Origin of the sequence: Pectobacterium atrosepticum (genome assembly GCF_000740965.1) — a bacterium.
Taxonomy (GTDB): Bacteria; Pseudomonadota; Gammaproteobacteria; order Enterobacterales; family Enterobacteriaceae; genus Pectobacterium; species Pectobacterium atrosepticum.
Map to the genome: position 1 here is coordinate 2,563,686 of NZ_CP009125.1, position 13,609 is coordinate 2,577,294.

At 52.5% G+C, this 13,609-nt stretch carries 10 protein-coding genes; 9 read left to right on the top strand and 1 reads right to left on the bottom strand.

What is annotated here, in order from left to right; translation table 11 throughout:
- Window positions 1-58: 58 nt before the first annotated feature.
- The 9 genes from GZ59_RS11310 to sodC all read left to right on the top strand — a co-directional run bounded on the left by GZ59_RS11310 (window position 59) and on the right by sodC (window position 12,134).
- The gene (locus tag GZ59_RS11310) at window positions 59-1,438 is read left to right on the top strand and encodes an SrfA family protein (protein WP_011093776.1); all 1,380 of its coding nucleotides are present in this window, start codon (window positions 59-61) and stop codon (window positions 1,436-1,438) included.
- Window positions 1,439-1,440: 2 nt separating this feature from the next.
- The gene (locus GZ59_RS11315) at window positions 1,441-4,428 is read left to right on the top strand and encodes a virulence factor SrfB (RefSeq protein ID WP_039291851.1); all 2,988 of its coding nucleotides are present in this window, start codon (window positions 1,441-1,443) and stop codon (window positions 4,426-4,428) included.
- Window positions 4,425-6,887, top strand: a complete 2,463-nt coding sequence (locus tag GZ59_RS11320) for a putative virulence factor (protein ID WP_039291853.1) — start codon at window positions 4,425-4,427, stop codon at window positions 6,885-6,887. The genes GZ59_RS11315 and GZ59_RS11320 overlap by 4 nt, the downstream gene beginning before the upstream one ends.
- 257 nt (window positions 6,888-7,144) lie before the next feature.
- Window positions 7,145-7,624, top strand: coding sequence for a nuclear transport factor 2 family protein (locus GZ59_RS11325; protein ID WP_039291855.1), 480 nt, complete (start codon window positions 7,145-7,147; stop codon window positions 7,622-7,624).
- A complete protein-coding gene (locus GZ59_RS11330; protein ID WP_039291859.1) occupies window positions 7,621-8,337 on the top strand; it encodes an SDR family NAD(P)-dependent oxidoreductase in 717 nt (238 codons plus the stop codon). Before GZ59_RS11325 ends, GZ59_RS11330 begins: the two co-directional genes overlap by 4 nt.
- Before the next feature lie 5 nt (window positions 8,338-8,342).
- Window positions 8,343-9,611 carry an NAD(P)/FAD-dependent oxidoreductase gene (locus GZ59_RS11335; RefSeq protein ID WP_039291862.1) on the top strand — a complete coding sequence of 423 codons (1,269 nt, stop codon included), beginning with the start codon at window positions 8,343-8,345 and terminating at the stop codon, window positions 9,609-9,611.
- A complete protein-coding gene (locus GZ59_RS11340) occupies window positions 9,604-10,329 on the top strand; it encodes a DUF1365 domain-containing protein (RefSeq protein WP_039291865.1) in 726 nt (241 codons plus the stop codon). Before GZ59_RS11335 ends, GZ59_RS11340 begins: the two co-directional genes overlap by 8 nt.
- On the top strand, window positions 10,326-11,555 hold the full coding sequence (locus tag GZ59_RS11345) for an SAM-dependent methyltransferase (protein WP_039291868.1): 1,230 nt from the start codon (window positions 10,326-10,328) through the stop codon (window positions 11,553-11,555). Before GZ59_RS11340 ends, GZ59_RS11345 begins: the two co-directional genes overlap by 4 nt.
- Before the next feature lie 54 nt (window positions 11,556-11,609).
- A complete protein-coding gene (gene sodC, locus GZ59_RS11350) occupies window positions 11,610-12,134 on the top strand; it encodes a superoxide dismutase family protein (protein WP_039291871.1) in 525 nt (174 codons plus the stop codon).
- 66 nt (window positions 12,135-12,200) lie between these two features.
- Here sodC and GZ59_RS11355 read toward each other — a convergent pair whose 3' ends face one another.
- A complete protein-coding gene (locus GZ59_RS11355) occupies window positions 12,201-13,520 on the bottom strand; it encodes an ABC transporter substrate-binding protein (RefSeq protein ID WP_011093767.1) in 1,320 nt (439 codons plus the stop codon).
- Between the last annotated feature and the right edge of the window lie 89 nt (window positions 13,521-13,609).

The window sequence follows — 13,609 nt, forward strand, 5'->3', positions numbered from 1 at the left end:
TGTCGCAGATTACATTTTATTTTCTGCTTTAGGCATCATTACAAAAGGTCTCTTTTGCGTGGCAAAATTATTTTTACGTAGTGGAAGTTTGGATGATTTTCTGGCGCTGGGTGAGAACGGGCAGCCAGTTTATGCATCGGCACTTCAATTGCGGGAAACGTTACGTCTCAGAAAACAGCAGCAGATTGCCGATTGTCTGGCGATTCCCCAACCCAACGAGCATGGCGACCGTATTGACTGGTATTCGCCGGTTGACGGTAACGTCACCTCCTGGATTGCCGCCAGTGAAGAAGAAAGAGAAAAAGCGCTGTCGTTACTGGAAACCTATAAAGCCGCAGTTGCCGACATCAGCCAGCGTGCGCAAAATGCAGAAAAAGCGGGGCAGAAACTTTTCGGTGTCCTGCTGGCAAAAGCGATACAGTTCCCAGGGGCGAACCACGTCTATCTGGTTGATGGCATGCCAGTCTTAACATTCTGGGGCTTCGTTAATCTGGATAAGAAATCCCGCCTTGATGCATTGGACTGCCTACGGCCTATCATCAAGGAAGCAGAGCCGCTTTTTGTTGCACCTGCCCCCGCTGCAAGCGCACCAACGCTTCCACTGGTCGACCCCGTACCGGAACCAGAACCACAGCCTATCGTTCAGCCCGACCCCGTCGAGCCAACGCCTGCACCTGCTACGTTACCGACTCGCCCAGCATTCTTTCGCCTGTGGTGGCTATTACCTGCCGCCGCGCTGTTAGCTATTTTGTCATTGCAGATACGCGGTTGCGTGTCTGAACAAGAAAAACCGACATCCGAACAAGCCGCGACGGTCAAACCGGAAAAACGAGCGCTGTCTTCTTCCACACCTGCTGAACCAACACCGCCACCTGCTCCGCCGGTCGTAGAAAAAGAGATCGTGAAAGCGGCTGAGCCCCCCATTTCAGCTCCGCCTGTTGTTTCTCCGGCGCCTATCGTAGAAGCGGCCAAACCAGAAGCCCCTGCTGCCGTTGAACCAAAAGAGCCGGTTGAACCTGTTGTCGAGCAAGTGCCTGCACTGCCTGCGGGCAAAGATGATTTAGTCATGCCAGCCGACGCCGTGAAAATTGGTTCCATCAAGTTCCTGAACGGCAACTGGCGCGTCATTGTTGATAGTAAAGCGCCGATTACCGGCAGGCCGCCTAGCCTGCGCTACCAGATTCAAAATGGAAAAGGAACGGCGCGCATCACTCATGGTGACGGTGTCACGTGTCGCGCCAACGTTGAGGCAGGCTTAATGGGCTCCGGCAACCTGATCGTCAATAGCCGCTCAGGCGCACGCTGTTCCGATAATTCTCGATTCCAAATGCCTGAACTGGTCTGTAAACAAGGTGCATCTGGCACCGCTGCGGAGTGTATCGGTCGTTATGACGCAGACACCGTTTTCCCGATGACGATAAAGCGCGAGAGTAAATAATCATGCTGGCGACGATTACCGATTATAAACAACGCATTACGTTGATTCAGGACAGCGGAATTCAGTTTTTGGATTTTGCGTTAAAGCCACAGTTTTCGGCTGAACAGCCTAACCGTTATGTGCGTAAAAGCGCCAACGGCCCCTTGCTGCACCTGCTTTACGATGAACACACGGACAAATACCTGCTGCCTTCTGCAACGGGTATGCCACCGGAAGTGGTCAAGCCCGAGTTAAGTGCTTCGCTTGATCAATCGCTGAAGCTGCTGGAGAACATCTGGCTGCCGTTGCCCTTCTTCCGCTTCAATCCGCCACGTACCTTTATGGGTGGGCCGGATAACTGGGCGCGGATGCGGATCCTGGCTTTGGATACGCCCGATCAGGACGGCAATACACACCGCATTTGTCTGGCATTCGATACCAAAACCTACCCAGAAGGTCACGAATACGAGTCGCTGGCGCCTAATGCCAATGACATCAAAACCGGTGGGAATTTCGCGTTGGCCTATCACAGCGATGAACTGGGTGAATTTCTCGATGAAACCTGGGTCGACGGCTGGCTGCGTGAAATATTTACTCAGCAGGTTAAAGCGCAGGAAAAACGCGACAGCCATGATGTGAAAGTGGCACTCAGGGGATTCGAATATCAGGCGCATTACCTGAACGTGTTGGATATGCTGGGCAACCAGCTTGAGATACCGGAAATCCGTATCAACACCAGCACATTGCAGGAGCCAGCCGTCAACGTTGACCTGATTTTGGACGTCGGTAACTCGCACACCTGCGGTATTCTGGTAGAAGATCATGCCGATGAAAGCAACGGCCTGAAGCAGACCTATGAGCTGCAACTGCGCGATCTGAGTGAGCCGCATTATCTGTATAACGAACTGTTTGAGAGCCGTGTTGAGTTTTCACAGGCGAAGTTCGGCAAGGAAAACTTCTCCGTAGAAAGCGGTCGTGATGACGCCTTCATCTGGCCGTCAATCACTCGCGTCGGACGTGAAGCCAGCCACATGGCGTTGCTGCGTCAGGGAACGGAAGGATCGAGCGGAATTTCCAGCCCGCGTCGTTACCTGTGGGACGAAGAAAGCTATGCACCTGGCTGGCGTTTTAGCCAGACGGACGCACATTCACAAACTGAACCATTAGCCACTGCCATGCCGCTGACCATCATGCTGAATGATGAAGGTCAACCGCTCTACAACCAGCCGCTGGATGAGCGTTTACCGGTATTTTCGCCGCACTATAGCCGCAGCTCGATCATGACTTTCATGCTCTCCGAACTGCTGGCTCAGGCGCTCATGCAGATGAACAGCGCCGCCCAGCGGTCGAAGATGATCCACAGCAGCGCACCGCGCCAACTGCGCAACATCATTCTGACGCTGCCTTCCGCGATGCCGAAGCCTGAGCGTGAAATTTTCCGCCGCCGGATGCATGAAGCCATTGCGCTGGTCTGGAAAGCGATGGACTGGCATCCGATGGATGAGGATTTCACCACGCTAGCCGACAAACAGCAGAGCCGGGTTCCCGTGCCTGAAGTACAGATTGAATGGGACGAAGCGACATGCGGGCAGATGGTTTACCTGTATAACGAAGCGCAGGTGAACTTTGGTGGCCGAGCGGAAGATTTCTTTGCCAGCATGGCTCGCCCGGATAAAGAACTCGACGAGGGTGAGCCCGCAGGAAAAACGCTGCGCATTGCCTCAATCGATATTGGCGGCGGTACTACCGACCTCGCCATTACGCAATATTTGCTCGATGACGGTGTCGGTAACAACGTTAAAATCATTCCACGCCTGCTGTTCCGCGAAGGCTTTAAGGTCGCAGGTGACGACATCCTGCTGGATGTGATTCAGCTTTATATCCTCCCCGCGCTACAGGCCGCGCTGAAAACCGCAGGAATGGCCAGCCCAGATGCGCTGATGGCGAAGTTGTTCGGCAATGAAGGTCGTATGGATGCGCAGCTTACGCTGCGCCAGCAGGTGACGTTGCAGGTCTTCATTCCAATCGGTCGCGCGATTCTGGAAGCCTACGAGCGCTTTGATCCGCTGGACACCAGCGCCGAGATTGAATCCACCTTTGGTGAATTGTTGGAACAGGCGCCGACGGAAAAAGTGCTGGAATACATCAATACGGAAGTGCAGCGCGAATTGCCCGTTAGCGATACCGTATTCGATATTTTACAGGTGCCGCTCATCCTCAAACTGAACAAGCTGCACGGCGAATTCCTGTCTAACAAAATGAACATCACGCAGAATTTGCGCCTGATGTCTGAAGTCGTGTCGCTGTATTCGTGCGATGTGCTGCTACTCACTGGTCGCCCTTCACGCTTCCCTGGGATTCAGGCGCTGTTCCGCCACCTGCAACCGCTGCCGATTAACCGAATGCTGTCACTGGATGGCTATCACACCAATGATTGGTATCCGTTTAACAAACGTGGGCGCATCGATAACCCGAAATCCACCGCTGCCGTTGGCGCGATGCTGTGCCTGCTGGCGCTCGATCTGCGTCTGCCGGGCTTTTACTTTAAGGTCGGTGATTTCCAGCCGTACTCTACTGTGCGCTATCTCGGCATGATGGACAGCAGCAACGCACTGACGCTGGATAATGTGTATTACAGCGATATCGATCTGGATGCGCCGGATTTCGTGCTTGATCCGAAACACAGCTTCCAGGTGCGTGGTTCTCTCTGCCTCGGCTTCCGTCAGTTGGACAACGAACGCTGGCCCGCCTCTTCACTCTATATGCTATCGATTGTCGATCAGGATTTGGCCCGTAAGGTCGTCGGCGACAGTAAGCTGCGCGTCCGACTGGCTGTGACGAAAGGCGACGATCAAGACAGCCCTGAGCGTTTTGAGATTGCCGATGCAGTATTGGAAGACGGCACCCGCGTTCCACCTCATCATTTACGACTTAAATTAAACACATTATCCGCTAACGGTTCAGGAGCGACCCATTATTGGATCGATAGTGGGAGTGTATTTAAAAAATGAAACGACTAACGCCTAAACAGCTTTCCACCCGACTTCACGGCCAGCTACAGGCGGTCGCGCAAGGTGTTGAACAGGCCATCGGCTGGGTTGAAACCACACGTCAGAACGCCCCGCGTCTGGATATTGAAGCCGACCGTCTGATCGTTAAACTGCGCCGCAACCACAATAAAGCGCAGCACTTGTCCGATGTAGCGCAGAAAGAGATTGCTATCGGTTTTTTTGGCCTGTCTCAGGCTGGGAAAAGCTATCTTATCTCGTCGCTGGCTGGGGGAGAAAACGGTAAGTTGGAAACCTCATTTGAGGGGCAACAGCTGGATTTTGTCGATCACATTAACCCATCTGACCGAGCCACCGCGCTCGTTACGCGCTTTAGCCGACAGTCGGGCGTGAAGAACAAATCGTTTCCCGTTCAGTTGCAGCTCCTCAGCGAGCTGGATATCGGCAAGATCATGGCTAACGCTTTTTTGAACGATCTCAACCAAGAGACAACGTTTGAAGAGCTGGATGAACGCCATATCGCCGAGCACATTAAAACGCTGTTGATGCACCGCCAGCCAGAACCCGTTGAAGGGATGAGTCGCGATGAAGTGGTCGAACTCTGGGACTACCTCGTGCGCCACGATGTTAAACGGCAAAAACAGCTCGAAGCGCACTTCTGGCCAGTTGCGGTTGAATTAGCACCTTATCTCACCGTAGATGACCGCGCCCAGCTTTTCTCCGTACTGTGGGGAGAGTTGAATTCGCTGACCTCCGCGTATCGCCATTTCAACCACACGCTGCAACACTTGTCTGGTGCAAGTAAGTTATTAGCACCGTTACGGACACTGGTGGATGATGAGTTAAATCCCGCAGACGGTCTGGTCGACGGTTCCGCGTTGGAGCGATTGCACAGTACCGACGATCCCAGCGTGCTGGTACGCCCGGTTCAAAACGGCCGCGCGGGGAAAACAGCAGAACTCTCGCTGGCGGAGTTAACGATGCTGACGGCGGAGTTGCTTATCCCGCTACAATCGCCTCCTAAAGAAGCGCTATTCGAGCAGGTCGATGTGCTGGATTTCCCCGGTTTTGGTGAGGTTCGCGAAACGCGGGCTGCGCCACCAGCAAAAGGTCAAAACACGCTGTATCCGCTGGCGCACACGCTATTACGTGCGAAACGCGCCTATCTGCTGGAACGCTATACCGATAATCAGGAAATGAACGTTCTGATGGTATGCAGCGCCGCTGGCGATCGTGCTGACGTTAAAGTGGTCGGCAAAGCGCTGGATCACTGGGTCAAACAGACTCAGGGTGAAAACGCACAGGTTCGTAGCCACCGTAAACCGGGGCTGATTTGGGCGGTTACCCGTCACGATCGCCGTATTACACACGGGCAAAACTACGATGCCGCGGTACAGCGCTATGTCGGTAATCCCGGCGACGCTTGGGGAACGATGCTAGCCATGGATAAACGTGGTGTAACACGGATGGCAACCTGGCTGGGGACTGAAGTTCACCGAGAAGTAAAACTGGGGCGCATCAGCGAACAGCTGAACGAGATCCAACGTGAACTCAGCGATAACCTGTTAGGTAACTGGTATCTGCCTGTTGATGTTGACGATCCAGCGGAAAAACAGCGCATCGCAGAAACCTTGCTTAAATCGCTCCAGACCCGCACTGGCGTGCACGGCGAACTGCTGGAACGGCTTCTGCCCTCGCGTGATGAGCTACGCCGTCTTTATCTGCAACAGAAAGGGGCAAGCTACGGCGGTTTCCACACCGATGCGGAAGACCTCTCTGCCCCCTTAGCCAATAGCGATCCGTTTGGCGTTGGGATCGAAATCGATCTGTTCGCCGATGAACCGATCGCTATCGATCAACCTGTAATGCCCATTCTGACGATCGATCATGGCTATGAGGCGGACTATGCGCACGGCGTTTATCGTTACTGGATTAACTACCTGCGCGGCTTGCCGGAAAATGCTCCGCTTCTCGATCTGCTGAACGTGCCGAAATCAACGATCGAAATGCTGGTCGAAGAATTGATTACTGGCAGCATCCGTTTACGTATCGAAGAAGCGCTGGTCGACATGTTGGTCGATGGTGAACAATTGGGCATCAACCGCGAGAATAAAGCCGACCGTCAGGTTTCACGCGTGCTGACCATTCTCGGCGATTTTGTCGCCTGGCTCGGCTTCCAGCAGCTTGATGAATCTCTGCGCCCTGCCAGCCGCATCAATCGCGGCCATAAGATTTTCGCCAAGCCGGAAAAACAGTCGGTCAGCTTTGGGGCCTCACAACGCTTAACCAAACTCTCGCTCACGCCTACCAACAATACGGCGTTTTATATCTATGACTGGCTGGTTGGCCTGAATGAGATGATTATCCAGAACGCGGGCTACTCCGCTGCGAGAGAAGTCAGCGCTGAACAACGCGAGCAACTTGGCACAATTCTGGCGCTGATTAAACCCGCTGAGAAATAACGTTCAGTCTGCCGCTGTCGATGTAAGAAACATGACGTGACATTGTCACTAAAACTCACGTCATGTTTCCTTTTTTCTGCAACATTCCCTCTCCTAATGTGTTTATCTTCTGTTGTTACTCCTCAAAATCTTATTTGACGAATCGTGGATTCAATCTATACCTAAGTATATGACTTTCAATTAATAAGCGTTGAGTTCCTCTATCTCTGCTAGCCATTTCCACCGCGTGGGAATGGGTGACCTTAACAGGAGTGGTTATGACGATAGAAAAAGCGCGCGAGGAAGGCGATCTCTCGCTAGAAAATGGCGAGTACGAACCTATTTTGCTGAAAATAAGGGAATTCTATCAACAACTGACAACCGAGGGGTTAGCGAAGCTGGGTGAAATTTATCATCAAGATATTCATTTTATCGATCCCGTATCTAGCCATCATGGGTTGAGTGCTTTACATCGTAACTTTTCCCATTCACTCGAAAATTTGAGTTATTGTCGGTTCGATATCTCCGATATTCATACCTTTCGCGGCGGTGCGACGATGTTCTGGACGATGCATTATGCGCATCCGTCCTTAAAGCGTAATGCGCCGCTGATGCTCGCAGGCTGTAGCCATCTGCTCTTTGCCGACAATAAAGTTATCTACCACCGTGATTATTACGACATGGGTGCGATGCTTTATCAGCATGTTCCCTTGCTCGGCTCGTTAATCAACTATCTGAAGTCGAGACTTAAAACATGAAGCGCGTGTTGATTACCGGCGCCAGTTCTGGAATCGGTCAACAGCTGGCGCTGGATTATGCCAGAGACGGCTGGGACGTCCTCGCCTGCGGGCGCGATGAGCAACGGCTTCACGCATTGACTGCCACCTCCCCAGCCATTCGCACTGTGGCATTTGACATGACGAATTTAGATGACACGCGTCAGGCGTTGGAGGGCGTAACAGCCGATTTGGTGATTCTCAGCGCGGGAACCTGTGAATATCTGGATAACGGCGTCGTTGAGGCAGAAAAAATAAGCCGGGTGCTGACAACCAACGTAATTGGCCCGGTAAATTGCCTGTCGGTGCTATTGCCACAGCTTGCCAGCCATAGTCATCTGGCGCTGGTTGGTTCGACCGCTAGCCTCGTTCCTCTGCCACGTGCGGAAGCCTATGGTGCCTCAAAGGCGGCGCTGGCCTATTTCGCCCGCAGCTTGTCGCTGGATTTACAGGCGCGCAATATCACCGTGTCGCTGATCCTGCCCGGTTTTGTGGAGACCCCACTGACCGCGCGTAATGATTTCCCTATGCCGATGTTGATTTCCGTGTCCCACGCTTCTGATGCTATTCGGCATGGGCTAGCAAAGAAGAAACGCGAAATCGCCTTCCCTCTACGCTTTGCGCTATTGCTCAAATTGATTTCTGTGCTCCCACAGTCATGGCAACGTCTACTCGGAAGCCGCTTAGTAAGGTAAAAAATATGAAGATTGCCATTATTGGTAGCGGTATTTCTGGCTTAACCTGCGCACTCAGGTTGTCCGATCGCTTTCAGGTGTCGGTATTTGAAGCGAACGATTATCTGGGCGGGCACACGGCAACGGTCGATGTGGTTCAGGATGGTACGCCCTACGCCATCGATACGGGCTTTATTGTCTATAACGAGCGGACCTATCCAAACTTCATTGCTCTGCTGGATGAACTGGGGCTAACTGGCCAGCCTACCGAAATGAGTTTCTCGGTCAGTAATCCGGTTTCCGGGCTGGAATATAACGGGCATACCTTAAACACGCTGTTTGCCCAGCGTAGCAACCTGTTCCGCCCCACTTTCTATCGCTTCGTTGCGGAAATCGTGCGTTTTAACCGCGTGTGTAAGCGGTATTTGACTGACGACAATTATCAGGGGCTGACGCTAAGCCATTTATTGCAGCAGGAAAAATTCTCGCCGTTCTTTGCTCAGCACTATCTTTTGCCCATGGGCGCAGCAATCTGGTCGTCGTCGCTTGAAGATATGCGACTTTTCCCGCTGTCGCTTTTCCTGACCTTCTTCAACCATCATGGGCTGTTGGATTTGGTCAATCGTCCGCAGTGGATGGTGGTGCCCGGCGGTTCACGAGAATATGTGCGGCGCATTGCCGAGCGTGTCCGCGATCGGGCGACGATCCACCTCCAGACGCCTGTCAGCCAGGTAGTACGTGATGACGCAGGGGTTACGGTGCATACCGCCGAACAGGCGCATCGGTTCGATCAGGTTATTTTTGCCTGCCATTCCGATCAGGCGCTGGCGATGCTGGAAACGAGTACGCTCGATGAGCAACATATTCTCGGTGGCATACGTTATCAGCCTAACCACGTCATTTTGCATACCGACACCCGACTTTTACCGCATAGCCGACGGGCATGGGCAAGTTGGAATTATCGTCTGCCGGTCGATCAGGCGCTTAGCCGTTCGCGCGCGTCCGTCACCTATAACATGAATATCCTGCAAGGTATTCGTTCATCCACCACCTTCTGTGTTTCGTTGAACCCTCAGCAAGATATCGACCCGAGTAAAATATTGCATCGCGCGGTTTATCATCACCCCGTATTTACGCAACAGACAACAGAGTATCAACAGCAGCGCGAACGCATTAATGGGCACAACCGTAGCTGGTTTTGTGGGGCCTATTGGTATAACGGTTTTCATGAGGACGGTGTAAAAAGCGCGCTGGACGTCGTCAGCCACATCGAACAAGGTGTGCAACATGAATAGCGCACTGTATGTAGGCAAGGTTCGTCATCGGCGCTTCACTCCCGTCACGCATCGTTTTGACTATGCATTATTCATGGCATTAATCGATTTAGATGAAATCCCCGCCTTGCCGCACGTTGGCATTGCGTTGGAACGTTTTGCTCCTGCGTCATTCTATCGCGGTGATTACCTCGGTGGCGGCGATATCAAAACCAAAGCACAGGATCGGATTGCGGAACTAACCGGGGAACGCCTCACGGGGAGGGTCTTGCTGCTGTGCCAGCTACGCTATCTGGGCTGTTCTTTCAACCCGGTTAATTTCTATTATTTGTACGATGAACATAACCAGCTACGCTGGTTATTGGCAGAAGTGCGCAATACGCCCTGGAACGAACGCCATACTTATGCTGTCGTCCCCGATGGGTCTACGCCCATTTCCAAGGCGTTTCACGTGTCTCCTTTTAACCCGATGGATATGGTTTACCACTGGCGACTCACGCCGCCCGTCGAGCGTTTGAGGATCCACATTGAGAATCACCGGCAAGGACGCGAATTTGATGCGACGCTGTTGTTGCACCGTCAGCCGCTCACTCGCGCGGCGCTGCGCAAACAGCTTTGGTCCCTGCCGTTAATGACGATAAAGATCGCCTGCACCATATATTGGCAGGCTTTAAAACTGTGGATTAAACGCTCACCCGTTTATCCTCATCCGCAGTCTGGAAGGAAGGACAACCCATGAGTTCGACGGAAACACAGCTGGTACGTCAGCCAAACAATACCGCTCGCTATACACGAGACCGGAAAGTGGTATTTGCCTTACTTGGGCGAATAGACGGAGGAAGTTTGCGCCTCCGCGAACCTGAAGGTCATGAGATACTCTTCGGAGGCCAGCACGCGACATTGCAAGGCGAAATCACGATACATAATCCTCGCGTTTATCGCCGCATATTGCTGGGTGGAAGCATCGCCGCTGGAGAGAGCTACATTGATGGCGACTGGAGCTCAACAAACCTCACTCTCGTCCTCCAGCTTTTGGCGCAGAATCAAGGGCTAATTGATACGCTTGAAGCGCGTTTCGGCTGGCTGACGGCGCCATTTCATCGGTTTATCCACTGGTGTCGTCGTAATCGTCCGCAGCAGGCACAGAAAAACATCGCCGCCCATTACGATCTGGGCAACCATTTTTACCGCAGTTTTCTCGATAGCGAGATGCTCTACTCTAGCGCCTGGTATCAGCAACCCGACATGACACTCGAAGAGGCTCAGCGCGCTAAGCTGCGTCGCCTCTGCGAGCAATTGTCGCTGTGTGAAACCGATCATTTGCTGGAAATTGGCACCGGTTGGGGAGGACTGGCCGAACTGGCCGCCCGTGAATATGGCTGTCACGTCACCACGACCACGCTGTCACAGCAGCAATATGACTACGCGGTTGAGCGTATTCAGCAAGCTGGACTGAGTCATAAAGTGACGGTTCTGCTACAGGATTACCGCACATTGACCGGCCAGTATGACAAGCTGGCATCGGTCGAAATGATCGAAGCGGTCGGGAAAGCTTATTTGCCCACCTTCTTCAAACGCTGCCAGCAATTGTTGAAGCCACAGGGCCGAATGGTGCTTCAGGCTATCACCATCGCCGACCAACGCTACCATCATTACTCTCGCAACGTAGATTTTATCCAACGCTATGTTTTCCCCGGCGGTTTCCTACCATCGGTCACGGCGATGACGACCACCATGACGCGGCATACCGACTTTATCACCCGTGACCTGTTCGATATCGGCCAGGACTATGCCCGCACCCTCAGCGAATGGCGGCAGCGTTTTCATCAGCAGTGGCATACCCTGAGTACTCAGGGTTTTGATGAATCTTTCCAACGCCTGTGGGTATTTTACCTTTGCTACTGCGAAGCAGGCTTTCGCGCACGCACCATCAGCACAGTACAGCTCACGGCAGAAAGACCATGAGCCAAAAGCGGAACGCTTGACCCTTTACACTCAAATCCTAAGAGGCAAAAGACAATGAAACTGAAGGCACTTATCCTGACAGGCGTGTTCTTTTCCTGTTCTACCTTGGCGGCAAGCACCACGGTTACACTGAATGAAGCGCTGCCAACGGGCGCAGGTAGCAGTATCGGTGACGTCTCCATTACGGAAACACCGTACGGCCTGCTTTTCACGCCGAACTTGAAAGGATTGGAAGCGGGTATTCACGGGTTTCACGTACATGAAAATGCCAGCTGTGAACCAGCCGAGCAAGACGGTAAATCGGTTCCTGCGCTGGCAGCAGGCGGCCACTTCGATCCGAAAAAAACGGGTAAACACCTTGGACCTTATGACGATCAGGGACACGTAGGTGATTTACCCGGACTGGTGGCTAATGCCGATGGTACGTCAACTTATCCGATTCTAGTTCCTCGTATAAAATCACTGTCTGAGGTAAAAAATCACGCGTTGATGGTACATGTCGGCGGGGATAACTACGCGGATATGCCAGCAAAGCTGGGTGGTGGCGGTGCCCGCATGGCGTGTGGTGTGATTAAGTAAAGCGAGAAGAAAAAATAACGATGCCATATCGCGAAGGATATGGCATCGCACGTTAACAATCGTTGGTTATCGAATGGCGCGTTTTAATATACGGTTAGCGCCGCTGAGGAAATCATCGGCAACCTTATTCACTTCACCATTGCCGTAGTCCAGTTTTTGCAGGCTCGTCGTCCACAACTGAACCAGTTCCTGATTTTCCATAAACGGTGAAACAGCCACCTTCGATTCAGGCTGTGCTGCGGCTGCCCTATAGGCATTTGCTAATAAGTTACCGGGGTTGATCACGCCGATATCCTCCAGCAGTTTTTGCGCTTTCGGGTTGGCTGGCATCCCGTTTTGCAGCCCAAGCGCCTTCACGCCTTCTGGATTACTCAGCATGAAATTCATCAACATCGCCGCTTCTTTAGGATGTTTGCTGTTCTTACTGATCGCAAACAGTGAGGACGGTTTGCTTGTAAGCCCCGAGTCTTTAGCGCCCGGTATCGTGATAAACGGCCCAGTTTCCAATACGGCATCTTTCGGCATATTGCTCGAATAGGTATAAATGGCTGAATCCCACAGATACATACCCGCTAATTCGCCGTTAATCCACGGACGGATTTCATAGACGTTGGTGCGCCCGAACGAGGAGAAATAGCGCTGATCGGGTATTACATGGGAATCAACCAGCTTTTTATAAAAGCCGAAGAGCTCCCGCACCTGATCGCGGCTATAGGCGATGCTTTGCTTCTTCTCATCGATCATATCGATGCCATATTTCTGCGCCATATAGCTACGACCGAGCGTGAGAATATCCAGCACATCGCTTGCCCCTTGGGCTACGCCGAGCGGATAGTAGCTGTCACCCAGTTTTTGTTTAAACACCGGGCCAGCAGCAAACAGCTCATCCCAGGTTTTCGGGTAGGCAACGCCCGCGTTGTCCCAGGTGGTTTTATTGTAAATCATACTGCGGGATGTCATCGAAATCGGGAGACCTTGCAGTTTCCCTTTTACATCCGCCGTTTTCAGAGCGTTAGGCGGAAAATCCCCCAACCCCAAAATGTCTTTTTGCTTATTCAAATCATAAAAGCCGTCTCCATTGCGGGAAAACTGCGGCAACCAGTTCCAGTCAATACGCATAACATCAGGTTCTTGCCCCCCTGCAATCTGTGTTGATAGTCGAGAAAGATAACCATCCCAGCCAGCATATTCGGCTTTGACGGTGATCGTCGGGTTGGCTTTTTGAAACGCGTTAATTGCAGCCAGCGTGGCCTCATGTCGCTGATTACCGCCCCACCAAGAGATGCGGATTTCGGCAGCGTCAGCAGAGTGAGAAAATGCCGCACCCAAAGGGAGAGCAGCACAGAGCAGGAGTAGGTGAGATAATGTGTTCCGTGTTTTCGCCATAATAGAACCCTTATAATTGTATTCGGAGGTTTCCACCCGCTGCCCTTTTAGGGGCAGACAGGTACTACGGATGCGGAAGCTTTTTCTGC